The sequence below is a fragment of the Streptomyces sp. NPDC093260 genome, assembly GCF_040683715.1.
Lineage (GTDB): Bacteria > Actinomycetota > Actinomycetes > Streptomycetales > Streptomycetaceae > Streptomyces > Streptomyces sennicomposti.
On the sequence record NZ_JBFBEK010000025.1, the window covers coordinates 58675 to 81415 of the forward strand.

Annotated in this window: 21 protein-coding genes; 11 read left to right on the top strand and 10 right to left on the bottom strand. The window is 73.6% G+C overall.

The window, feature by feature from the left end:
• Positions 1–114: 114 nt before the first annotated feature.
• The 3 genes from AB0N63_RS27125 (at position 115) to AB0N63_RS27135 (ending at position 3767) form a co-directional block, all read left to right on the top strand.
• A complete protein-coding gene (locus AB0N63_RS27125) occupies positions 115–879 on the top strand; it encodes a class II aldolase/adducin family protein (RefSeq protein ID WP_365532589.1) in 765 nt (254 codons plus the stop codon).
• An 89-nt stretch (positions 880–968) separates the two neighbouring features.
• Positions 969–2096: an alpha/beta fold hydrolase gene (locus AB0N63_RS27130; protein WP_365532591.1), complete on the top strand. Its 1128-nt coding sequence runs from the start codon at positions 969–971 to the stop codon at positions 2094–2096.
• A gap of 237 nt (positions 2097–2333) precedes the next feature.
• Positions 2334–3767: a hypothetical protein gene (locus tag AB0N63_RS27135; protein WP_365532593.1), complete on the top strand. Its 1434-nt coding sequence runs from the start codon at positions 2334–2336 to the stop codon at positions 3765–3767.
• A gap of 36 nt (positions 3768–3803) precedes the next feature.
• Here AB0N63_RS27135 and AB0N63_RS27140 read toward each other — a convergent pair whose 3' ends face one another.
• Positions 3804–4220 (bottom strand): VOC family protein, encoded by a 417-nt coding sequence (locus AB0N63_RS27140; protein WP_365532595.1) that lies wholly within the window; start codon positions 4218–4220, stop codon positions 3804–3806.
• A 456-nt stretch (positions 4221–4676) separates the two neighbouring features.
• Here AB0N63_RS27140 and AB0N63_RS27145 point away from each other — a divergent pair, with 456 nt between their 5' ends.
• The 3 genes from AB0N63_RS27145 (at position 4677) to AB0N63_RS27155 (ending at position 7868) form a co-directional block, all read left to right on the top strand.
• Positions 4677–6275: an ABC-F family ATP-binding cassette domain-containing protein gene (locus AB0N63_RS27145; RefSeq protein WP_365532597.1), complete on the top strand. Its 1599-nt coding sequence runs from the start codon at positions 4677–4679 to the stop codon at positions 6273–6275.
• A 428-nt stretch (positions 6276–6703) separates the two neighbouring features.
• Positions 6704–6925, top strand: a complete 222-nt coding sequence (locus tag AB0N63_RS27150) for a helix-turn-helix domain-containing protein (protein WP_018567695.1) — start codon at positions 6704–6706, stop codon at positions 6923–6925.
• A 130-nt stretch (positions 6926–7055) separates the two neighbouring features.
• Complete coding sequence (locus AB0N63_RS27155; protein ID WP_365532599.1) at positions 7056–7868, top strand: enoyl-CoA hydratase/isomerase family protein; 813 nt, start codon at positions 7056–7058, stop codon at positions 7866–7868.
• 100 nt (positions 7869–7968) lie between these two features.
• On the opposite strand, the gene AB0N63_RS27160 is transcribed toward AB0N63_RS27155, so the two are convergent.
• The 5 genes from AB0N63_RS27160 to AB0N63_RS27180 all read right to left on the bottom strand — a co-directional run bounded on the left by AB0N63_RS27160 (position 7969) and on the right by AB0N63_RS27180 (position 13005).
• Positions 7969–8724 (bottom strand): SDR family oxidoreductase, encoded by a 756-nt coding sequence (locus tag AB0N63_RS27160; RefSeq protein WP_365532601.1) that lies wholly within the window; start codon positions 8722–8724, stop codon positions 7969–7971.
• A gap of 5 nt (positions 8725–8729) precedes the next feature.
• On the bottom strand, positions 8730–10529 hold the full coding sequence (locus AB0N63_RS27165; protein WP_365532603.1) for a glycoside hydrolase family 15 protein: 1800 nt from the start codon (positions 10527–10529) through the stop codon (positions 8730–8732).
• A gap of 72 nt (positions 10530–10601) precedes the next feature.
• On the bottom strand, positions 10602–11438 hold the full coding sequence (locus AB0N63_RS27170; protein WP_365532605.1) for an SURF1 family protein: 837 nt from the start codon (positions 11436–11438) through the stop codon (positions 10602–10604).
• Positions 11439–11548: 110 nt separating this feature from the next.
• Entirely contained in the window at positions 11549–11782 is a 234-nt protein-coding gene (locus AB0N63_RS27175) for a hypothetical protein (RefSeq protein WP_009187919.1), read from the bottom strand.
• A gap of 236 nt (positions 11783–12018) precedes the next feature.
• Entirely contained in the window at positions 12019–13005 is a 987-nt protein-coding gene (locus AB0N63_RS27180; RefSeq protein ID WP_365532608.1) for a DEDDh family exonuclease, read from the bottom strand.
• A gap of 234 nt (positions 13006–13239) precedes the next feature.
• Here AB0N63_RS27180 and AB0N63_RS27185 point away from each other — a divergent pair, with 234 nt between their 5' ends.
• On the top strand, positions 13240–13950 hold the full coding sequence (locus AB0N63_RS27185; RefSeq protein WP_365532610.1) for a VIT family protein: 711 nt from the start codon (positions 13240–13242) through the stop codon (positions 13948–13950).
• Between the two features lie 148 nt (positions 13951–14098).
• Complete coding sequence (locus AB0N63_RS27190; RefSeq protein WP_365532612.1) at positions 14099–15145, top strand: zinc-dependent alcohol dehydrogenase family protein; 1047 nt, start codon at positions 14099–14101, stop codon at positions 15143–15145.
• Positions 15146–15217: 72 nt separating this feature from the next.
• Here the strand turns inward: AB0N63_RS27190 and AB0N63_RS27195 are convergent, their stop codons facing one another.
• Both AB0N63_RS27195 and AB0N63_RS27200 read right to left on the bottom strand, forming a co-directional pair.
• Positions 15218–16681, bottom strand: a complete 1464-nt coding sequence (locus AB0N63_RS27195; protein WP_365532614.1) for a CoA transferase — start codon at positions 16679–16681, stop codon at positions 15218–15220.
• Positions 16682–16760: 79 nt separating this feature from the next.
• Positions 16761–18287, bottom strand: coding sequence for a S8 family serine peptidase (locus AB0N63_RS27200; RefSeq protein ID WP_365532616.1), 1527 nt, complete (start codon positions 18285–18287; stop codon positions 16761–16763).
• 261 nt (positions 18288–18548) lie between these two features.
• On the opposite strand from AB0N63_RS27200, the gene AB0N63_RS27205 reads away from it, so the two are divergent.
• The 3 genes from AB0N63_RS27205 to moaA all read left to right on the top strand — a co-directional run bounded on the left by AB0N63_RS27205 (position 18549) and on the right by moaA (position 21733).
• Positions 18549–18905 (top strand): DUF485 domain-containing protein, encoded by a 357-nt coding sequence (locus AB0N63_RS27205; RefSeq protein WP_365532618.1) that lies wholly within the window; start codon positions 18549–18551, stop codon positions 18903–18905.
• Positions 18902–20542, top strand: coding sequence for a cation acetate symporter (locus AB0N63_RS27210; RefSeq protein ID WP_365532620.1), 1641 nt, complete (start codon positions 18902–18904; stop codon positions 20540–20542). Before AB0N63_RS27205 ends, AB0N63_RS27210 begins: the two co-directional genes overlap by 4 nt.
• A gap of 201 nt (positions 20543–20743) precedes the next feature.
• Entirely contained in the window at positions 20744–21733 is a 990-nt protein-coding gene (gene moaA, locus AB0N63_RS27215) for a GTP 3',8-cyclase MoaA (RefSeq protein WP_365532622.1), read from the top strand.
• Positions 21734–21796: 63 nt separating this feature from the next.
• Here moaA and AB0N63_RS27220 read toward each other — a convergent pair whose 3' ends face one another.
• Both AB0N63_RS27220 and AB0N63_RS27225 read right to left on the bottom strand, forming a co-directional pair.
• Positions 21797–22051, bottom strand: a complete 255-nt coding sequence (locus AB0N63_RS27220; RefSeq protein WP_365532624.1) for a hypothetical protein — start codon at positions 22049–22051, stop codon at positions 21797–21799.
• Positions 22052–22297: 246 nt separating this feature from the next.
• Positions 22298–22699 (bottom strand): DUF3099 domain-containing protein, encoded by a 402-nt coding sequence (locus AB0N63_RS27225; RefSeq protein ID WP_365532626.1) that lies wholly within the window; start codon positions 22697–22699, stop codon positions 22298–22300.
• Positions 22700–22741: the final 42 nt, after the last annotated feature.

Genomic DNA, 22741 nt, shown 5'->3' on the forward strand with positions numbered 1-22741 from the left:
GAGCGTCATTGGCTCGTTGAACGTAGGTAACCAGGGTGAACGGAAGATGAACTGAGCCGGTATGGGCGGTGTCCGATTCTGTTGCCCACTTCACACCGCTGGCAGGATCACCGCATGACTGAAGAGCAGGACCGGCGACACGGTGACCGTCCGCGGCCGAACGGTCGCCGGGAGCCCCGGCCCGAGGAGATCCGCGCCTGGCGCGACCTGGTGGCGACGGCCCGCCGCACCGTCGCCGACGGACTGGTCGTCGGCACCTCCGGCAACGTGTCGGTACGGGTCGGCGACACCGTGCTGGTCACCCCGTCCGGCGTGCCCTACGACCGGCTCACCCCCGGCGACGTGACCGGCGTCGGCCTCGACGGACGCCAGGTGCTCGGCTCGCTCGCCCCGACCAGCGAGCTGCCCATGCACCTCGCCGTCTACCGCGCCACCGACGCGGGCGCCGTCGTGCACACCCACGCCGTGCACGCCACGGCCGTCTCCACCCTCGTCCCCGAGCTGCCGCTCGTCCACTACATGGCCGGCGCCCTCGGCGGACCGGTGCGGGTCGCCCCGTACGCGACGTACGGCACCGAGGAACTGGCCGCGCACACGCTCCGGGCCCTCGCCGGCCGCTCCGGCTGCCTCCTCCAGAACCACGGCACCCTCACCCACGGCGCCACCCTCGACCAGGCGTACGACCGCACCGCCCAGCTGGAGTGGATGTGCCGCCTGTGGCTGACCGCCTCCGCGATCCCCGGCCGCACCCCGTCCCTGCTCACCCCGGAGCAGCTCGAGGAGGCGACCCGCCGCCTGCGCGCCTACGGCCAGCCGCCCGCAAGCCGGGCCCCGGAACCCCGGCCGGAGAACGAACCTCGCCGGCCCGTCCAGGGATGAACCCCGCTCTTCCTGGAACCCGCAGGGGCATGTCACCCCGACCCTTCCTTCCGCTGGCCGGTGAGCCGGTACACCGTGACACTGGTCCTGTGCGCACAGTGAAAGCGACGGCAGCGGCCGTCACCGCGGCCCTGGCGGCCGGCGCGGCGAGCGTCGCCGCGGGCCGGCTGGCCAGCGACGCCGCGCTCAAGGCGCCTCCGGGCCGCCCCCTGCCCACCGATCACCGCCTCACCGTGCACGGCACGGCCGACGGCCAGATCACCCTCACCCGCGATCTGGCCTCCCTGCGCCGCGGTACCTACGGCCTGGCCGGCAACGGCTCCCACGCGGTCGTCGGGCCCGTCCTGGACGGCGCCCCGCACCTGCCGGACACCGTCGTCCGCCGCCTCGACCGGGTCACCCACGGCGACCTGCGCCCCCGCGACAAGGTCTGGTTCACCCCCAACCTGTACGTGGGCGACCCGCACGCCGCCCTCGGCCTGCGGTACCGGGACGTGGAGATCCCCGGCGAACTCGGCGACATGCCGGCCTGGCTGGTGCCCGCCGTCCGCGAGACCTGGGTGATCACCGTGCACGGGCTCGGCACCACCCGGGAACTTCCCCTGAACATCATGGAGTTCCTGCACCGCAGACACTTCCCGGTGCTGGACCCGGCCTACCGCGGCGACCTCGGCGCGCCCCGCTCCCCGGACGGCCTGAGCCATCTCGGCCAGACCGAGTGGCGCGACCTGGACGCGGCGATCCGCTACGCCGTGCGCCACGGCGCCGAACGGGTCGTCCTGCACGGCTGGTCCACCGGCGCCACCATGGCGCTGCGCGCCGCCCTCCACTCGGAGCTGCGCGACCGCGTCTCCGGACTGGTCCTGGACTCGCCCGTCCTCGACTGGGAGGCCACCCTGCGCGCCCTGGCCAGGGCGCGGCACACCCCGAACGCCCTGCTGCCGCTCGCGGTGCGCGCCGCCCAGGGCCGCACCGGACTGCACGCGGATCGCGTCACCGTGGCCGCCGACGCCGCGCTGCTCACGGTGCCCACCCTGATCTTCCACGGCCCGGCCGACGAGGTCGCCCCCTGGCGCTTCTCCCGCCGTCTCGCCGAGCAGCGCCCCAACCTCATCGCCCTGCACACGGTCCCCGACGCCCCCCACGGCGCCATGTGGAACGCCGACCCCGAGGGGTACGAGGAGGCGCTGCGCCGCTTCCTGACCCCGCTGATGTGACCGCCGCGGCGCGCCGGGCCCGGCGCGCCGCCCCGGGGCGCGCGGCGATTCCGCTCCCGGCCCCGGCGCGCGGCCGCCGCTCCCGCGCCGGCCGCTCCCGCGCCCCGCGGATCCTCCTGCCCGGCTGGCCGGATCCCGCCGTTTCGCACGCCCCGCGGCCCCCTGCGTTGGCCATCCCCGTCGCCCGCCGTGACATTCCGTTTGGGTTTTCGGACCGTCAACCGGAAGACTGCACCTGTGACGTCCCGTATCCCGCGCGACTCCAGGCTTCGACTCGTCCGCCCACGACCCCTGGCCGCCGCCCCCCGAGCCGTGAACCAGCGGCGCTCGCGCCGCCCCGCGCCCCGCCCACCGGAGGGCACACCGGCCCCCGCGGAGCTGGCCAGAATGGCGCGCTCCGGCCTGGCCGGCGCGGCCCGCGTCGCCCGCTGGGCCGACGCCGCCCTCGGACCCGGCCGGGCCGGGGCCACCGCCGACGGCAAGGCCACCCTCTCCGCGAGCACCGCCGAACGCGCCGCCGCCGAGCTGGGCCTCACCGCCGCCGAGGTCCGCGCCGACTGGGACACGGCCCGGCTGGCCGGCCTCATCGAGGTGCACGGCGACAGCGCCCGCCCCGGCTGGCGGCTGCGCGCCTGGGACCGCGACGACAGCGCGGTGCTGCGCGGCTGGGTGGCCCTGTTCGACGCCTGGTCTCTGGCCTGCCCCGAGCCCGCGGAGCACGAGGCCGCCGCCGTCGCCGAGGTCGTCTCGGCCATGCCGCAGGTCCTCTCCTTCCTCCAGCTCTCGGCCGGACCCGTCCCCGTCGAACAGCTCCTGGACCTGCTCCAGCAGCGCGTCACCGAGCTGCGCACCGCCCGCTGCGAGGTCCCCTACGACCCGCAGCTCCAACCCGCTGGTCCGCCCGCCCCGGGAGCAGCGGAGCCCGCCGAGCCCGCCGAGGCCGACGACGCCCCGCTCGCGCCCCTGCTCGACTGGGCCCTCGGCGCGCTCGCCTCCGTCGGCGCGCTCACCTACGGCGACGGCCAGGCCACCCTCACCCCGCTCGGCAGCTGGGCGGTCTGGGTGAAGCTGGAGCAGATCTGCGTCGCCGCGCAGAGCCCGGCCGGGAACATCGAGCAGGCCGCCGAGGACATGCTGCGCGGCTGCGCGCAACTGCGCCCCAACGCGGCCCGCGCCGAGTACCGCGCCTGGCTCGCCGCCCGCCCCGTCGGCAGCGCCGTCACCGAACTCCTCGCCGCCGCCCGCGGCGAGGACGCCCTGCTGCGCGGCCTCGCCTTCGAGGCGCTGCGCGTGGTGGGCGCCCCCGCCGAGCCGGACGTACGGGCCGTGCTGGACGAGCCGGCGCTGCGGCCGTACGCCCTGCTGTGGCTGGCCGAGCACGACGGCGTGGACCCGGAGGACGCGCACGAGGTCCTCACCCGCGAGGAGGCGACCTGGCTGTGGGTGGACACCGCGGCCGCCGTCGCCGACCACGGCGAGGCCCCGATGCTGGTGCGCCACCTGGAGGCCGCGGTGCAGCCCACCGTCCCCGCCCTGCTGGACGAGGTGCGGGCCGTGGGGCACCCGCGCACCGTGCAGGTGCTGGTCGCGCTCGCCGCCGCGCACCCCGATCCGGCCCTGGCCAAGGCCGTGCGCCGGGCGGCCTTCCAGGTCCACACCGGCGGCAGCTGAGCGGCCCGGAGCGGACGCGGGCCCGCGGCGGCGGGCTCAGCCCTCCGTGCGCGGCGCGTACGTGCCGAAGCTCCAGACGTTGCCCTCCAGGTCCCGGGCCATGTAGTCCCGGGACCCGTACTCCTGGTCGGTCGGGGGCATCAGGATCTCCACGCCGTGGTCCACCGCGCGCTGGTAGTGGCCGTCCACGTCGTCCACGACGACGTACACCCCCGCCGGGCCCGCGCCGCGCATCGCCTCGTCGAACCGTCCGCCACGGCCCCTGGAACCGAGCATCACCGCGCCGTTGCCCTGCACCAGCTCGGCGTGGTGGACGAGGCCGTCCTCACCCTCGTACACCGACAGTTCCGTGAAACCGAGGGCCTCGGTCAGCTGCCCGACGGCGGCCTTCGCGTCCGCGTACAGCAGTGTCGGGTAGATGCTCGGGCGCCCGCCCGCGACCGCGTCCGCCATGCCGACCACTCCCTCGTGACCCGGTTTCGGCCGGTTTCTCCGGCCCGGCGCCCAGTGTGGCACCGCCCACTGACATCGGTAGGGCCGGCAGGTTCCGGTGGTCGCGGCTCTCCCGCTGACTGACGTCCTGCCGGCCGGCCGACGTCCTGCTGGGCTGTCCTCCCGTCGGTCCGTCCGGCAGGCGGTTCCCGCCCGCCCGGCGCCCGTCCTCGCACGCCCCGCGGCCGTTCCCGCGCACGTGCCGTCCGGCCCGCGCCCCGCCCGGTGCGCCTGCCGGCGGCCGGCGAGCGGGTCCGCGCGCGCCGGAGCCGCCCGCCCCCGGCCCGCGCGCACGCCTGGGAAAACCGCTTGCGGCCCCCCGTTAGACTGTTCCGCATGGCCATTCTCCTCGCGCATTAGACCAGCGGGAACGTCCTCAGCCGTCCATCCCGCCCCCACCCGCCCTGGAGTCTGTCCGTGATCTCCGCCACCGGCATCGAGCTGCGCGCCGGCGCCCGCATCCTCATCGAGAACGCCACCTTCCGCGTCGCCAAGGGCGACCGCATCGGTCTGGTCGGCCGCAACGGCGCAGGCAAGACCACCCTCACCAAGTGCCTGGCCGGCGAGGGTATCCCCGCCGCCGGCACCATCACCCGCTCCGGCGAGGTGGGTTACCTCCCGCAGGACCCGCGCACCGGCGACCTCGACGTGCTCGCCCGCGACCGCATCCTGTCCGCCCGCGGCCTGGACGTCCTGATCCGCAAGATGCGGGAGAACGAGCAGCGCATCGCCAACGGCCAGGGCGCCACCCGTGAGAAGGCCCTCAGGCAGTACGAGCGCCAGGAGACGGAGTTCCTCACCAAGGGCGGTTACGCCGCCGAGGCCGAGGCCGCCACCATCGCCGCCGCGCTCAACCTGCCCGACCGGGTGCTCGGCCAGCCCCTGCACACGCTCTCCGGCGGTCAGCGCCGCCGGATCGAGCTGGCCCGGATCCTGTTCTCCGACGCGGACACCCTGCTGCTGGACGAGCCCACCAACCACCTCGACGCGGACTCGATCGTCTGGCTGCGCGACTACCTCAAGACCTACCGCGGCGGCTTCATCGTCATCTCCCACGACGTCGACCTGGTCGAGACGGTCGTCAACAAGGTGTTCTACCTGGACGCCAACCGCTCCCAGATCGACGTCTACAACATGGGCTGGAAGCTCTACCAGCAGCAGCGCGAGGCCGACGAGAAGCGCCGCAAGCGCGAGCGCGCCAACGCCGAGAAGAAGGCCGCCGCGCTGCACTCCCAGGCCGACAAGATGCGCGCCAAGGCCACCAAGACCGTCGCCGCGCAGAACATGGCCCGCCGCGCCGACAAGCTGCTCGCGGGCCTCGAGGCCGTGCGCCAGTCCGACAAGGTCGCCAAGCTGCGCTTCCCCGAGCCCGCGCCGTGCGGCAGGACGCCGCTGATGGCCGAGGGCCTGTCGAAGTCGTACGGCTCCCTGGAGATCTTCACCGACGTCGACCTGGCCATCGACAAGGGCTCGCGGGTCGTCATCCTCGGCCTCAACGGCGCCGGCAAGACCACGCTGCTGCGCCTGCTGGGCGGCGTGGAGGAGCCCGACACCGGTCAGGTCGTCCCCGGGCACGGTCTCAAGCTCGGCTACTACGCGCAGGAGCACGAGACCCTCGACCCGGACCGCACGGTGCTGGAGAACATGCGGTCGGCCGCGCCCGACATGGACCTGGTCGAGGTCCGCAAGGTGCTGGGCTCCTTCCTGTTCTCCGGCGACGACGTCGACAAGCCGGCCGGGGTCCTCTCCGGCGGCGAGAAGACCCGTCTCGCGCTCGCCACCCTGGTGGTCTCCTCCGCCAACGTGCTGCTGCTGGACGAGCCGACCAACAACCTCGACCCGGCCAGCCGGGAGGAGATCCTCGGGGCGCTGCGCACCTACAAGGGCGCGGTCGTCCTCGTCACCCACGACGAGGGCGCCGTCGAGGCGCTCCAGCCCGAGCGGATCATCCTGCTGCCCGACGGCGTCGAGGACCTGTGGGGCGCCGACTACGCGGACCTGGTCGCCCTCGCCTGACGTCCTCGGCCGACGGCGGAGTCCGGTGCGGGGCTCGAACCGGGCCCGACCGGACCTGGAACGGGCCGTGACCGGGCGTCTAAACGGGCTCGGAGCGGGCCCTGATCAACGCCGCATGGATCATTCGGCCCATCGGTGATCCATCATCTGCGTGAGATCTCCTCGTATCGGGGTGTGTCGTACACGGATTTTCCGGCCGAGCCCTTATCCGCCAAGGGCTCGGCCGTCGTGCGTCTCTGACCTGGCGTTTCTCGGAAGAACCCGTTCGGCGGTACGAACAGCATCGGATGGAATGCTCGGTTCCGCTTGTGGGGGCGGACTCCTGTCGTCACAACCGTGTCTCACGGACCTTGCCGAATGGGTGGCCATGAGGCCCCGGAGGGGTGATCATGAGGAGACCAGAGCGCACTTCCCATGAGGAGGCACGGGTGGCCGAGACTCTGAAGAAGGGCAGCCGGGTGACCGGCGCCGCGCGCGACAAGCTCGCGGCAGACCTGAAGAAGAAGTACGACGCCGGTGCGAGCATTCGGGCGTTGGCCGAGGAAACCGGCCGCTCGTATGGCTTCGTGCACCGGATGCTCAGCGAGTCGGGCGTCACGCTCCGTGGGCGTGGCGGGGCGACGCGGGGCAAGAAGGCCGCTTCGGCCTGATCCCGGGCGGCCCATCGGCTTCGATGGTGACCACCCGGTCGGTCCGCAGGTCCACCGGGTGGTTACTGTGCAGTCACTTACGATGTCCGCGCAGGGCATCGCGGCTGACCGCACGCATCGGAGGCGCACCATGGCTTCGCCCGAGCACGACCTCGCACCGCTCGACCCGGTTCTCGACAAGGACGGCGTACGGCTCACCGTCGACGACGCGCTCGCCACGGTGACGCTGACCAACCCGGCCAAGCGCAACGCGCAGAGCCCCGCTCTGTGGCGCGCGCTCACCGAGGCCGGCCGGCTGCTGCCGGGCACCGTCCGCGTCGTGCTGCTGCGTGCGGAGGGCAAGTCGTTCTCCGCCGGGCTCGACCGGCAGGCGTTCACGCCGGAGGGTTTCGACGGCGAACCGTCCTTCCTCGACCTCGCACGCGGTGGCGACAAGGAACTGGACGCGACCATCGCCGAGTACCAGGAGGCGTTCACCTGGTGGCGGCGCAGCGACATCGTCACCGTCGCCGCGGTCCAGGGGCACGCCATCGGGGCGGGCTTCCAGCTGGCGCTCGCCTGTGACCTGCGCGTCGTCGCGGACGACGTGCAGTTCGCGATGCGCGAGACCAGCCTCGGACTGGTGCCCGACCTCACCGGCACGCATCCGCTGGTGGGGCTGGTCGGCTATGCCCGGGCGCTGGAGATCTGCGTCACCGGCCGGTTCGTCACCGCCGAGGAGTCGGTGAGCAGTGGCCTGGCCAACATCGCCGTGCCCCGCGACCAGCTCGACGCCGCCGCGACGGACCTCGCCTCGGCGATCCTCGCCGCGCCCCGCGACGCGGTCATCGAGACCAAGGCGCTGCTCCAGGGCGTCCAGGGCCGCTCCCACGAGGAGCAGCGCACCGCCGAACGCCAGGCCCAGGGCCGCCGCCTGCGGGACCTCGCGGGCCTCGGCGAATAGCCCGACCTCTCCGTACGAACCCGGCCGCCGCAGGCATCCGCCTGCGACGGCCGGCCGTCGGCGCGGTGCCCCGCTACCGGGAGGCCGGCCGCCGGCGCGGTCAGAAGCCGTGCCGGGCGCCGCCGTCCACCGGCAGCATCACGCCCGTGACGAAGGACGCCGCCGGCGAGAGCAGGAACGCCGCGGCGCGCCCGAACTCCTGCGGGGTGCCGTAGCGGCGCAGCGGGATGCGCGACTCGCTCGCCGCCCGCGTCGCCTCCGGGTCCGCGGACAGCGCGTCCAGCTCCCGCACCCGGTCGGTGTCGATCCGGCCCGGCAGCACCCCGACGACCCGCACGCCGCGCGGCCCCAGCTCGTCCGCGAGGGACTTGGCGAACCCGGCGAGGCCCGGCCGCAGACCGTTGGAGATGGTCAGCCCGGGGATCGGCTCGTGCACCGAACCGGACAGCACGAAGGCGATGACGCCGCCGGTCTCCAGCTCCGCCGCCGCGGTGCGGGCCAGCCGCACCGCGCCCAGGAACACCGTCTCGAACGCCGACCGCCACTGCTCGTCGGTGTTGTCCGCGACGAACCCGGGCGGCGGCCCGCCGACGCTGATCAGCACCCCGTGGAAGCCGCCGAAGCGCTCCCGCGCGGTGGCGATCAGCCGCTCGGCCGCCGAGGCGTCCCCGTTGTCCACGGCCACCCCGACGGCGTTCGGGCCGAGTTCGGCGGCCGCGTCGGCGACCCGCTGCTCGTCCCGCCCGGTGATGACCACCTTCGCCCCGTCGGCGACCAGCTCGCGCGCGGTGGCGTTGCCCAGCCCGCGCGTCGCCCCGGTGACGACGTACACCCGGTCCTTCAGTCCAAGATCCATGACCCCTATCCTGCCCGCTCGTCCCCGTACAGGGCGAGGGCGGTGTTCACCAGGCCGATGTGGCTGAACGCCTGCGGGAAGTTGCCGAGCTGCCGCCCGGCCCCCGACCCGTCGTCCACCAGGTACTCCTCCGCCAGCAGCCCCACGTCGTTCGCCAGCCCCACCAGACGCTCGAACAGCTCCTCGGCCTCCTTCGTGCGCCCCGTCATGTGCAGCGCGTCGGCGAGCCAGAACGAGCACACCAGGAACGTGCCCTCGCCGCCGGGCAACCCGTCCACGGCCGCCGTGTCGGTGCTGTAGCGGCGCACCAGACCGCCCTCGCCGAGCTCCGCGCGGACGGCGTCGATGGTGCCGGTCACCCGCGGGTCGTCGGGCGGCAGGAAGCCCACCCGCGGGATGAGCAGCAGGGCCGCGTCCAGCTCACGCGAGCCGTAGGACTGGGTGAACGTGCCCCGGCGCGGGTCGTAGCCCTTCTCGCACACCTCCCGGTGCACCTCGGCGCGCAGCTGACGCCAGCCGGCGAGGTCCCCGCGCAGCTCCGGTTCCTCCTCCAGGGTGCGTACCGCCCGGTCGGCGGCCACCCACACCATCACCTTGGAGTGCACGAAGTGCCGCCGTCCGCCGCGCACCTCCCACAGCCCCTCGTCGGGCTCCCGCCAGACCCCGCGCAGGAAGTCCAGCAGCGCACGCTGCATCGACCAGATGTGCGGCTTGGCCGACAGGCCCGAGCGGCGGGCCAGTGACAGCGTGTCCATGACCTCGCCGTACACGTCGAGCTGGCGTTGGAGCACCGCTTCGTTGCCGATGCGCACCGGGGCCGAGCCGGCGAAGCCGGGCAGCCACGGCAGCTCGAACTCCGGCAGCCGCCGCTCGCCCGCCAGCCCGTACATGATCTGCAGGTCCGCCGGGTTGCCGGCGACCGCGCGCAGCAGCCAGTTCCGCCACGCCTCGGCCTCCTCCTGGTAGCCCGCCGACAGCAGCGCGCCGAGGGTGAGCGTGGAGTCGCGCAGCCAGCAGTAGCGGTAGTCCCAGTTCCGTACGCCGCCCAGCTCCTCGGGCAGCGAGGTCGTCGGGGCCGCGACGATGCCGCCGGTGGGGGCGTAGGTGAGCGCCTTGAGGGTGATCAGGGACCGCACGACCAGGTCCCGGTGCGGGCCGCTGTAGCGGCAGCGCGCCGCCCACGCCCGCCAGTCGGCGACGCTGTGCTCCAGCGCCTCGTACGGGTCGATCAACGGCGGGCGCGGCTCGTGCGAGGGGTGCCAGGTCAGCACGAACGCCACCTTCTCGCCCTCGGCGATCTCGAACTCGGCGTGCGTCCCGAAGTCCTCGCCCCAGGTGCGCACCGGCGGCTCGCTGCGCAGCCACGCCGAGTCCGGTCCGGCGACGGCGACCCGGTGGCCGTCCGAGCGGCGCATCCAGGGGACGACGGAACCGTGGTCGAAGCGCAGCCGTAACGTACTGCGCAGCGTCACCCGGCCGCTCAGCCCCTCGACGATCCGGACGAGGTCGGGGGCCCGGTCGCGCTGCGGCATCAGATCGGTGACGCGGACGGAGCCCCCGGGCGTGTCCCACTCGGTGTCCAGTACGAGGGTGTCGTGGCGGTAGGCGCGGCGGGTGCACGGGCCGTCGACGCCCACGGGGGCGATGCGCCAGTGCCCGTTGTCCTCGTCGCCCAGCAGTCGGGCGAAGCAGGCCGCCGAGTCGAAGCGGGGCAGGCAGAGCCAGTCGACGGAGCCGTCCCTGCCGACCAGCGCGGCGGTCTGTTGGTCGCCTATGAGGGCGTAGTCCTCGATCCGGGGCCACATGGATGACCGGCTTCCCGGCGGACCGCGCCGCAATCAGCCCGGCCGGAGGTCGCGCGCTGTACGGCCACGCGGCTACACGGCCGCGGTCTCGCTCTCGGCCGCCGTCACCGGGGTGTCCGTCCCGTCCTTCCGCCGCTGGTCCCGCACCTCGCGGCGGGCGAGCACCAGCCAGCCGACGGGGACGCACGCGGCGAACAGCCACCACTGGATCGCGTACGGCAGGTTGATGTCGCCGACGCCGATCCAGCTGGTGTCCTCCTTGGGCGAGGGGAGCAGCCGGGGGCTGCCGCCCTCGGGGGCGGGGGAGACGAGCTCGACGTAGCCGCCGAGGACGGACCTGGCGGCGCTGTCGCCCGAGCCCCGCAGGAGCGCGCCGACCTGACCGCTGTTGATCAGCATGATCTGGCGGTCCGGCAGTCCCGCGACGTTCTTGATGCCGCTGGCCGCCGTCGTCTCGTCCTGCATCAGCCGGCCGGTGACCGTGATCTGGCCCCGGGCAGGGGCGGGGATCCTCGGGAAGGCGGTCTGCGAGGCGGGGGAGGGGATCCAGCCGCGGTTGACGAGGAGCATCCTGCCGTCCGCCAGCACGAACGGGGTCAGCACGTGGTAGCCGACCTGGTCGTCGCTGTTGGTGCGGCGGCGCACGACCAGTTCGTGGGCCGTGTCGAAGTGGCCCTCGGCGGTGACCCGGCGGTAGATGTCGTCGTGCGCGACCGCCCCGCCCACGGAGGTGAGCGACTCGACCGGCACGGGCTTCGCCGCCAGCGAGGCGGTGATCACCGCGTTCAGCTTCTGCCGGTGGTCGTGGCGGTGCAGCTGCCAGAAACCCAGCCAGATCATCGTCGGGATGAGCAGCAGAGCCACGAGGGTCAGGATCACCCACTGGCGGGTCAACAGGAAGCGGTACACCCCACGACGGTACCGCGCCCGCCGTGGGGTGTTTTCGGCAGGGGTGTCCTCGGCCCCGCCCGAGTCGGATCGGGTCGGTCCGGAGCCGGCCGGCCCGGCCCGCCGCCGGCTCAGACACTGTCGACGATCCCCACCCTCCCCTCCGCGCGGGCGCAGTGTCCGCCGCAGTACCAGTGGCCCTCGACCTCGACGCCCTGCCCGATGATCTGGACCCGGCAGTGCTCGCAGATCGGCGCCATGCGGTGGATCGCGCAGGCGAAGCAGTCGAAGACGTGCACCGCTCCCTGGGCATGGACCTCGAAGGTCATACCGTAGTCATTTCCGCATACTTCACATCTCGCCATGCGCCACAGGGTGAGCGGTGGCCGTCGCCCGGGTGTGATGGCCGCGGGCGAGTCGCCCGCCAATCACCCGTACGCGCGCGGGCCCCCACCCGCGCGCGGCGTCCGCCCCGTGCCCGTGGCCCGGCTCTTCGTGGCCGCCGTCCGCTCCGTCGCGACGGTCCTGCTCGTGGGAGCGGCCCCGTGCAGGTCCGCGGGGGCGGTCCCGTGCAGGTCCGCGGCGGCGGTCCGAGCGTGCGTCAGTCGCCGTCCGCCGGTTCCACGTCCGCCAGGAGCTGGCCGAAGGCCGCCTCGTCGACGACCGGGGTGCCGTACTGGCGGGCCTTGGCCGTCTTCGTCGTGCCCGAGTCCGGATCGTTCGTCACCAGCAGGCTGGTCAGCCGGGAGAGGCTGGTGGCGACGTGCAGCCCCGCCTCGGTCGCGCGGTCCTCCAGCAGTTCCCGCTCGGTGGAGGTGTCGCCGGAGAAGGCGACCCGCATGCCCTGCTTGAGCCGTTTGCCCGGTTCGTAACGGCCCGGGTTGGGATAGGGGCACGCGGGCCTCTTGCGGGACGGCCGCCAACTGCTCGCCCGGTAGCCGCCGTAGCCGCCCGACTGCTGCCGGGGCACCGGCCGGTCGGACCACTCGGTCAGCGGCCGGCACTCCAGCAGCGGCAGCCGCACCCCGCCCGCCGCCGCGGCCCACAGGCTCGGCCGGAACGCCTCCGCCAGCACCCGCGCGTCGTCCAGCGCGTGGTGCGCGCGCCGCTGCACCACCCCGAAGTGCGCCGCCAGCGACTCCAGCTTGTGGTTGGGCAGCGGCAGCCCCAGCTCCTTGGAGAGCGCGATGGTGCACAGGCGTTGCCGCACCGGCGCCTCCCGCCGTGCCCGCGCGTACTCCCGGGCGATCATCTGCCAGTCGAAGACCGCGTTGTGCGCGACGAGCACGCGGTCCGCCAGCCGGGCCGCGAACTCCTCGGCGACGTCCGTGAAGAGCGGTGCCCCTTCCAGCGCCTCGCTCGTCAGCCCGTGGATCCACACCGGCCCCGGATCGCGCTCCGGGTTGACCAGGGTGTACCAGTGGTCCTCGACCTCGCCGCGCGCGTCCAGCCGGTAGACCGCCGCGGAGATGATGCGGTCGTCGCGGGCCAGGCCGGTGGTCTCCACGTCAACGACCGCGTATCCCTGCGGATACGCGGCCGGCCACGGAGTGGGAAGGGCCCCTGCGAGCGTGCGGTCTTCGAGCATGGTCCATGAGGATACGGGCCGCGACTGACAACCCCGTCCCGCAGGGGCCCGACGCGCCCCTCGCACGCCCCCGGCGCGCCCGCTCACGACCGCCCCGCACCCCGGGCGCGCGCACTCCAGCGCAAATGGCCGAAATCGGACTGCAGTTCACATCGTGGGCGGTGTGCGCGGCGCGCCCGCCCCGCGCCCGCTCCCTGGCCCTCCACGCACCGCGGCCGTGCGATCCTCCGTGCTGTGACCGAACCAACGCATGACGAGCCGCACGGCGGCGCCCTCGGTTCCCGTCTCAACTGGCTGCGGGCCGCGGTCCTCGGCGCGAACGACGGCATCGTCTCCACCGCGGGACTCGTCGTCGGCGTCGCCGGGGCGACCGACTCCCGCTCGGCGCTGCTGACCGCCGGACTGGCCGGTCTGCTGGCCGGGTCGATGTCGATGGCGGCGGGGGAGTACGTCTCGGTGTCCACCCAGCGGGACGCGGAGACGGCCGCACTGGCCGAGGAGCGGCGGGAGTTGCGCGACCAGCCCGAGGCCGAGCTGCGGGAACTGGCCGGACTCCTCGAACGGCGCGGGCTCTCCCCCGAGGTGGCCCGTGACGCGGCCCGCCAGCTCACCGAGCGCGACGCGCTCCGGGCGCACGCCAGCGTCGAGCTGGGCATCGACCCCGACCGGCTGACCAACCCCTGGCACGCGGCCGGGGCGAGCTTCCTGGCATTCACGGTCGGCGCGCTGCTGCCGCTGCTGGCGATCGTGCTGCCGCCGGCCGGCCTGCGGCTGGTGATCACGGTGCTGTCCGTGCTGGCCGCCCTCGTCCTCACCGGTTTCAGCAGCGCCCGCCTCGGCGCGGCGCCGCCCGGCCGGGCCGTGACGCGCAACGTGGCCGGCGGCGCCCTGGCCATGGCCGTCACCTACGCGGCGGGCGCCCTGCTGGGTGCCACGGGAGTCTGACGCCCCCGTCCGGGCAGGTCGCGAGCCCCTCGTGCGCGGGGCGCCCGGAGGCGGCGTACGGTGAAGTGCGCCCGGGATCGCTCCCGGGCAGAGGAGCGCCCCCGGCGCACCCCCGTACGCCCCCCAGTGAAGTGAGAAGGACCCCGTCATGCGCGCCACCACCATCCACGCCCCGTACGACATGCGGGTGGAGGACGTGCCCGAGCCGCTGGTGCAGCTACCCACCGACGCCGTGGTGCGGGTGCTGCGCGCCTGCATCTGCGGCAGCGACCTGTGGGCGTACCGCGGGGAGGCGGCCCGTCAGCCCGGTCAGCGCATCGGGCACGAGTTCCTCGGCGTGGTCGAGGAGACCGGCTCCGACGTGACGGGCGTGCGGCCCGGCGATCTGGTGGTCGCTCCCTTCGTGTGGTCCGACGGCGTGTGCGACTACTGCCGTGAGGGCCTGACCACCTCCTGCGAGCACGGCGGCTTCTGGGGCTCGGTGGGCTACGACGGCGGCCAGGGCGAGGCGGTGCGGGTGCCCTTCGCCGACGGCACCCTGGTCCGGCTGCCCAAGGACGCCGCCTCCGACCCGCGGCTGCTGTCCGCCCTGCTCACCCTGTCCGACGTCCTCGGCACCGGCCACCACGCCGCCCTCGGCGCGGGCGCCCGGCCCGGGGCCACGGTCGCGGTCGTCGGCGACGGCGCCGTCGGGCTGTGCGCGGTGCTGGCCGCCCGCCGGCTGGGCGCCGAGCGGATCATCGCCCTCGGCCGGCACGAGGCCCGTACCGACATCGCCCGCCGCTTCGGCGCCACCGACGTCGTCGCCGAGCGCGGGGACGCGGCCGTCGAGGCGGTCCGCGAACTCACCCGCGGCCAGGGCGCGCACGCCGTGGTCGAGGCGGTCGGCACCGAGCAGTCCATGCGGACCGCCCTGCACATCGCCCGCGACGGCGGTGCGATCGGCTTCGTCGGGGTGCCCCACGGCAGCGGCACCGGCGTCGACCTCGGCGTCATGTTCAACCGGAACGTCGCCCTGCGCGGCGGCGTCGCCCCGGTCCGCACGTACATCCCCGAGCTGCTGCCCGACATCCTGGACGGCACGATCGACCCCTCGCCGGTCTTCGACATGACGGTCGGTCTGGAAGGCGTGCCCGACGGCTACAAGGCCATGGACGAGCGCGTCGCCCTGAAGGTGCTCGTCACCACGGACTGACCTCCGGGGACCGCGCGACCGGCCTCCGCGGACCGCGCGACCGGCCTCCGCCGCCCGCCCGTCGCCCGCGGGTCACAGCCAGCGGGCCGCTTCCGCTCCCCAGGGGCCGGGCGGGCGGGACCAGCCGGCGGGGCCGCCGGTGAAGGCGACGGGCGAGCGGGCGTACCGCAGCCGCCCGATCGGGCTGTCCGTCTCCGCCAGCCACGGCCCGGGACCGTCGTACGGCGCACCCGCCACCGTCCCGACGCCCTCGGGCGCCGCCCCGGCCGCGTCCGACGCGCTGTCGGCCGCCCGCGCCGCATCCGCCCCGGCGGCCGCCGCCCCCGTCAGCCACGCCGCCGTCCGCGCCAGCGTCAGCCGTACGACCCGGCTGCCGCCCTCGGAGGACTGTTCGGTCAGCGCCCGCAGCACCGCCGCCGCCAGCAGATAGCCCGTGCCGTGGTCCAGCGCCTGCGCGGGCAGCGCGCCCGGCCGCTCCCGCGATCCCTCGGTCGCGGCGATGCCGGTGGCGGCCTGGACGAGGCTGTCGAAGCCCCGCCGCCCGCCCCAGGGACCCAACCCGCCCCACGCCGACAGCTGCGCGACGACCAGTCCGGGCCACCGCTCGGTCAGCGCCTCGGGGGAGAGGCCGAACCGGTCGAGGGCGCCCGGCCGGTACCCGGTGACGACGACGTCCGCGGCGGCCAGCAACTCCTCGAACGCCGCCCGCTCCGCCGTGAGGTCCAGCGTCGCCGACCGCTTGCCGAGGCCCGTGTCCGCGTGCTGGTCGGCCAGTTCGGGCAGGTGCGGGGCGTCCAGGCGCAGCACGTCCGCGCCGAGCAGGGCGAGCGTGCGGGTGGCGACCGGACCGGCCAGTACCCGGGTCAGGTCCAGCACGCGCAGTCCGGCGGCGGGCAGCAGGGCCGCGGCGTCGTCCGGGAGGGGCGGCAGCACGCGCGCGTGCGTCTCATCCAGCCGCTCGCGCTCGACCAGCGGCCGGGTGGCCACCGCCGCCTGCGGATGGGCGGCCCACTGCTCAGGGGTCCGCAGCGCCACGGCGAGGCCGCCGGCCGCGTACACGCTCTCCTCGATGTCGTGCGCGGACCGTTCGGCCAGCGCGGCCCCGACGGTCTCCGCCGAGGCGCGCGCCCCCGCGATGCCGAGTGCGCGCAGCAGCCGCTCCCGGTGGTGCGGGTAGTTGGCGTGGGTGCGCACCCAGCCGTCCGCCGCCGGCCAGAACCGCGACAGCGGCGCGAAACTCACGGGCGCCCGCCCGTCGACCAGGAGATGCCGTTCGCTGGCGAACGCCGTGGCCACCGCTCCGTCGTCCACGCGCACCGCCGGCGTCTCGCCGAGCCCGGCCCGACGTGCGCCCAGCTCGGCGGCGGCCAGTGCGCACGCGCCCACGCACGCGCGTGCGAGCCGCCGTACGGGAAGGCGCGCCGGCAGCGCGCCTTCCCGCTCGACGACGGCGACCCGCGGGAGAAGGGCGGGGTCGCCGCCCAGCGCGGCCCATGCGGAGTCGATCGCGGCCCCTGTGGAGTCGATCCGAGTCATGACTTCACTATGCAGTATTGACTCAATCAATGTACCGCTGTGACCGCCATGACCCCGCAACCCTTCTCGGGCCCGGTCCTTACCTGGTCACCGCCGCCAGCGCGTCCGCGGTGCCCCAGCCGTAGAAACCGTTGTGGTTCTTCGTCCCCTTGCACACCGCGTCGACCTTGCCGTCCCCGTCGATGTCGTACGGGTCGGCGCACGGCGTGGCGGTCGCCTCCGCGTACAGCAGCGCCTTGACCAGCGCGGCCGGAGCGTGCGGATGGGTTGACTTGATCAACGCCGCAACACCGGCCACGTGCGGGCTCGCCATGGAGGTGCCCGCCATGTAGCCCCACCTGCCGCCCGGCAGCGGGCCGAGGATCAGACCGCTGGTCGCCGGGGGCGCCGGGGTCTGGTAGGCCGTCGAGTCGCCGCCGGGCGCGGCTATGTCGATGACGCCGAGGCCGTAGTTGGAGAAGGACGACTTGACGCCCTTGGCGCCGGTCGCCGCGACCGTGACGACACCCGGGAGCTGGGTGGGTATGTCGAAGCACTTGTGCGGGTCGACCGTGCGGTCCCCGGGGGTCGAGTCGTTCGGGGAGGACGGATCGGTGATCGAGCGGGAGTCCAGGTCGTAGTTCTCGTTGCCGGCCGCCGCGACGTTGACCGTGCCCTTGCTCTCGGCGTACAGCGAGGCCCGCCGCACGGCGTCCACCAGCGCCTTCTGGTCCGGGTCGTCGGCGCAGTTGAAGTACCACGGGTCGGTGTAGTAGCTGTTGTTGGTGACGTCGACGTGGTGCTCGGCCGCCCACACGAAGCCGCACACCACGGCCTCCGTGTAGAAGAACCCGTCCGGGTTGCCCACCTTGACGCCGGCCACCTTCACGCCGGGCGCCACCCCCGTGATGCCGACGCCGTTCTTGGCGCCCGCGATCTCACCGGCCACGTGCGTGCCGTGCGGGCTCTCGGCGGCGCTCGGCCGCCAGGCGCCGTCCGTGGTGTCCGGCTTGCCCGAGACGCAGTTGACGGAGGCCGCGCGGTCGAAGTTCGGCGCGATGTCGGGGTGGGTGTCGTCGACGCCGGTGTCGAGGACGGCGACGGTGACCTTCGAGCTGCCGAGGGTCTTCTCGTGCGCCTTGTCCGCCTTGATGGCGGGCAGGTCCCACTGCAGCGGCTCCAGCGGGTCCTGTCCGGCCGCGGCCTCGCTCTTCGCCCGGCTCAACTGGGCCGCGGTGAGCGGCTGCGGGGCGCCCGTGTCGGTGGTGGACTGCGCGGGCAGCGGCGCGGTGCGCGTCGCGCCCGCCGAGTCCACGCCGCGCACCCCGCGGATCTTCCTGGCGAAGTCGGGGTTCGCGGAGTGGGCGACGATCACGCCGATCCGGTCGTACGTCACCACGACCGTGCCGCCGGCCGCGGCGACCGCCCGCCGCACGTCGGCGAGCGTGTGACGGTCGGTCTTGGCGTTGACGACGTACGTGAGAGTGGACGCGTCCGCGGTCTGCGCGGCGGACGTCGCCCGCGGGGCGGCCGAGGCCGGCCCAGGAAGGAAGCCGAGCGAGGCGGTCAGCGACAGCACGACCGGCACCGCCAGGGCGAGTCGACGTCTCGAACGCAGATGAGCCATGGGGTCTCCACATCATCCGGAAGCAGGACCCGCCTGACACGACGATGCTGTTCAGGCAGGTACATGACGAGTTGCGCAGGCCGAAGCTATCCCGCCGTCCCGCCCGTCAGCAATGACTTGGCAATGACTCCTCAAGGCCGCTTGCGAAACAACTCATAGGACTTGAACCGCACCTCGCGTGGCGCCGTGGACCTTGGGCAGGGAGCCCGAGCACGATCGAGCCCCCTGTCGCATCCCCATCCGCAACACGAGGAGACAGACGTGGCCACCGAGACACCGCCACCCTCGAAGACCCAGGTCGCACTGCCCTCCGCCGAGGAGTTCACCGCGGTGCGCGAGAGCGCGGAGTTCGCCGAACTGCGCCGCTCCCACCGGTCGTTCGCCTTCCCGCTGACCGTCGCCTTCATCGCCTGGTACCTGCTCTACGTCCTGCTCTCCAACTACGCGGGCGGCTTCATGGGCACCAAGCTGGTAGGCAACGTCAACGTCGCCCTCGCTCTCGGCCTGGCCCAGTTCCTCACCACGTTCCTCATCGCCTGGTGGTATGCGCGGCACGCCGCCGCCAAGCTCGACCCCCGGGCCGAAGCCATCAAGTCCCGGATGGAGGGCGGAGAATGAGCCCCACGACGCACCCCGCAGCGCACCCCCTGCTGGCCGCAGGCGGTGCCGCGAGCGACCACCGCACGCTGATCATCACCCTGTTCTCGGTCTTCGTCGCCGCGACCCTCGTCATCACCGTGTGGGCCGGCCGGCAGACCAAGGACGCCGCCGACTTCTACGCCGGCGGACGCCAGTTCACCGGATTCCAGAACGGACTCGCCGTCTCCGGCGACTACATGTCCGCCGCGTCCTTCCTCGGCATCGCCGGCGCCATCGCCCTCTTCGGCTACGACGGCTTCCTCTACTCCATCGGCTTCCTCGTCGCCTGGCTGGTCGCCCTGCTCCTGGTCGCCGAACCGCTGCGCAACTCCGGCCGCTACACCATGGGCGACGTCCTCGCCTACCGCATGCGCCAGCGCCCGGTGCGCACCGCCGCCGGCACCTCCACCATCGTGGTGTCGATCTTCTACCTGCTGGCCCAGATGGCCGGCGCCGGCGTCCTGGTCTCCCTGCTGCTCGGCATCACCAGCGACGCGGGCAAGATCGGCATCGTCGCCCTGGTCGGCCTCCTCATGATCGTCTACGTCACCATCGGCGGCATGAAGGGCACCACGTGGGTGCAGATGGTCAAGGCCGTGCTGCTGATGGCGGGCGCCCTGCTGCTGACCTTCCTGGTGCTGCTGAAGTTCGACTTCAACGTCTCCGACCTGCTCGGCAGCGCCGCCGACAACAGCGGCAAGGGCGCCGCCTTCCTGGAGCCCGGACTGAAGTACGGCGCCACCGGCACCACCAAGCTGGACTTCCTCTCGCTCGGCATCGCCCTGGTGCTCGGCACCGCCGGACTGCCGCACATCCTGATCCGCTTCTACACCGTCCCCACCGCCAAGGCAGCCCGCAAGTCCGTCATCTGGGCGATCGGCCTGATCGGCGCCTTCTACCTGATGACCCTCGCCCTCGGCTTCGGCGCCGCCGCGCTGATCAAGCCGGACGAGATCATCGCCTCCAACAAGGCGGGCAACACCGCGGCCCCACTGCTCGCCCTGCACCTCGGCGGAGTGGACTCCAACTGGGGCGCCGTCCTGCTCGCCTCCATCTCCGCCGTCGCCTTCGCCACCATCCTCGCCGTCGTCGCCGGCCTCACCCTGGCCTCGTCGTCGTCCTTCGCCCACGACATCTACGCCAACGTCATCAAGAAGGGCGCGGCCACCGAGAAGCAGGAACTCGGCGCGGCCCGCTGGGCCACCGTCGGCATCGGCGCGGTCTCCATCGTCCTCGGCGCGCTCGCCCGCGACCTCAACGTGGCCGGCCTGGTCGCCCTCGCCTTCGCCGTCGCCGCTTCCGCCAACCTGCCCACGATCCTCTACAGCCTGTTCTGGAAGCGGTTCACCACCGCCGGCGCCCTGTGGTCGATCTACGGCGGCCTGGTGACCGCGGTCGGCCTGGTGCTGTTCTCGCCCGTCGTCTCCGGCAAGCCCACCTCGATGTTCCCGGACGTCGACTTCCACTGGTTCCCGCTGGAGAACCCCGGCCTCATCTCCATCCCGGTCGGCTTCCTGCTCGGCGCCGTCGGCACCCTGCTGTCCAAGGAGCGACCGGACAGCGCCAAGTACGCCGAACTGGAGGTGCGCTCCCTGACGGGCACCGGCGCGCACTGAACGGTCCTCACCGGCTCGCACCGAGTGGTACGCAGGCGCCCGCCGAGCGGTTCACACCGGCGGCCGTGCCGCGGGGATCGTAGGTCCCTACGACACGGCCGCGCCCACTCCGTCGGATCGGGCACTGCGGGCTGTCGGTGCCGTCGCGTAGGCTCACAGGTGTCGGAACACAACTGGTCCGCGACACGGGAGGGGGCCCACGTGCTCATCGACACCTACGGCCGGGTGGCCACCGACCTGCGGGTCTCGCTCACCGACCGGTGCAACCTGCGCTGCACCTACTGCATGCCCGAGGAGGGCCTGCAGTGGCTGGCCAAGCCCGACCTCCTCACCGACGACGAGATCGTCCGCCTCATCGACATCGCGGTCACCTCCCTCGGTATCGAGGAGGTCCGTTTCACCGGCGGCGAACCGCTGCTGCGGCCCGGACTCGTCGGCGTCGTGGAGCGCGTCACGGCTCTGGAGCCCCGCCCCGTCACCTCCCTGACCACCAACGGCATCGGCCTCAAGCGCACCGCTGCGGCGCTCAAGGAGGCCGGCCTGGACCGGGTCAACGTCTCCCTCGACACGCTGCGCCCGGACGTGTTCAAGACCCTCACCCGCCGCGACCGGCACAGGGACGTCCTCGACGGCCTCCGGGCCGCCCAGGACGCCGGACTGACCCCGGTGAAGGTCAACACCGTCCTGATGCCCGGCCTCAACGCCGACGAGGCCCCCGACCTGCTGGCCTGGGCGATGGAGGAGGGCTACGAACTGCGGTTCATCGAGCAGATGCCGCTGGACGCCCAGCACGGCTGGAAGCGCGAGGGCATGGTGACCGCGGGCGACATCCTCACCGCCCTGCGCACCCGCTTCGACCTGACCCCCGAGGGTGCCGAGGAGCGCGGCTCGGCCCCCGCCGAACGCTGGCTCGTCGACGGCGGCCCGTACCGCGTCGGCGTCATCGCCTCCGTCACCCGGCCGTTCTGCGCGGCCTGCGACCGCACCCGCCTCACCGCCGACGGCCAGGTCCGCACCTGTCTGTTCGCCACCGAGGAGACCGATCTGCGCGGCGCGCTGCGCTCCGGGGCCCCGGACGAGGAGATCGCCCGGCTGTGGCGGCAGGCGATGTGGGGCAAGAAGGCCGGCGCCGGCCTCGACGACCCGTCGTTCGTCCAGCCCGACCGCCCGATGTCGGCGATCGGCGGCTGACGCACCCCGCCCGGGAGCACTCGGGGCCCGCGCCCCCCGCCCGGAACCGCACGGGGCCCGGGATCAGGCGGGGGAGGCGCCGGGCGGCGTCGTCCCCTCCCGCGCCGCCTCGGCGGCCGTCCACTCCGTCAGCAGGACGACGTCCTTGAGGAAGCCGCGCACCCCGAGGAAGTGCGACAGATGCTCCCGGTGCTCCTCGCACGCCAGCCACGTCTTGCGCCGCTGGGGCGTGTGCACCTTGGGGTTGTTCCAGGCCAGCACCCACACGGCGGCGGCGCGGCAGCCCTTGGCGGAGCAGATGGGGGTCTCGTCAGTCACTGGTGCGTCTCACAACCACGGCATGAACAAGGCGACGCCGAGCAGCCACGGGGGGAGCTGCCCGGCGTCGGTCTGTCGCTCCGACGGGGGATGCGGAGCGCGTACGAAGTATGTCACGGGAGACCCGCAGCCCGGCACCGGAACAGCATGATTGATCTGAGCATTTCCTGAGCTTCACGCACAGTCACCGCACAGTTCCGGCACAGCCCCGTCCAGGTTCCACGGCGCCCGCGCGGCGGCCGGACGTCAGGCCCCGTCGCGGGACTCGCGCGCCGTACCGGCCGCGGGATCTCCGGCCGCGTCCTCCGGAACGGATTCCGCAAAGCCGTCCTCCGCCGTCCGCGGCCCGGTGATCATCGGCTTCATCGGGACCGTCACGAACGTCGACGGCAGACCCGGGGCGTTCTCCCGGCCGGCGTTCGCGATCACCACGGCGACGTAAGGCAGGACCGCGCCGAGCACCAACGCCACGATGGCGACGTACCGTTCGACGTTCCACAGCGCCACCGCGAGGAGCACCGACGCCGTACGGATCGACATCGAGATCACGTATCGGCGCTGCCGGCCGCGCACGTCCTCCTGGAGGCCCGTCCGGGCGCCCGTGATCCGGAACACCTGGGCGCTGCCCCCGCCATGCTGCTTCCGCATCGCATTCCACCATTCGTCCGTACCGGACAGCTCCCCGGCCCG

Bases quoted from the DNA above. Each gene is read 5' to 3' on its own strand.
- AB0N63_RS27180 (WP_365532608.1), bottom strand. From the start codon at position 13,005: ATGCTCGAAGACCGCACGCTCGCAGGGGCCCTTCCCACTCCGTGGCCG.
- AB0N63_RS27125 (WP_365532589.1), top strand. From the start codon at position 115: ATGACTGAAGAGCAGGACCGGCGACACGGTGACCGTCCGCGGCCGAAC.
- AB0N63_RS27195 (WP_365532614.1), bottom strand. From the start codon at position 16,681: ATGACTCGGATCGACTCCACAGGGGCCGCGATCGACTCCGCATGGGCC.
- AB0N63_RS27165 (WP_365532603.1), bottom strand. From the start codon at position 10,529: ATGTGGCCCCGGATCGAGGACTACGCCCTCATAGGCGACCAACAGACC.
- AB0N63_RS27160 (WP_365532601.1), bottom strand. From the start codon at position 8,724: ATGGATCTTGGACTGAAGGACCGGGTGTACGTCGTCACCGGGGCGACG.
- AB0N63_RS27200 (WP_365532616.1), bottom strand. From the start codon at position 18,287: ATGGCTCATCTGCGTTCGAGACGTCGACTCGCCCTGGCGGTGCCGGTC.
- AB0N63_RS27140 (WP_365532595.1), bottom strand. From the start codon at position 4,220: ATGGCGGACGCGGTCGCGGGCGGGCGCCCGAGCATCTACCCGACACTG.
- AB0N63_RS27210 (WP_365532620.1), top strand. From the start codon at position 18,902: ATGAGCCCCACGACGCACCCCGCAGCGCACCCCCTGCTGGCCGCAGGC.
- AB0N63_RS27175 (WP_009187919.1), bottom strand. From the start codon at position 11,782: ATGGCGAGATGTGAAGTATGCGGAAATGACTACGGTATGACCTTCGAG.
- AB0N63_RS27155 (WP_365532599.1), top strand. From the start codon at position 7,056: ATGGCTTCGCCCGAGCACGACCTCGCACCGCTCGACCCGGTTCTCGAC.
- AB0N63_RS27225 (WP_365532626.1), bottom strand. From the start codon at position 22,699: ATGCGGAAGCAGCATGGCGGGGGCAGCGCCCAGGTGTTCCGGATCACG.
- AB0N63_RS27190 (WP_365532612.1), top strand. From the start codon at position 14,099: ATGCGCGCCACCACCATCCACGCCCCGTACGACATGCGGGTGGAGGAC.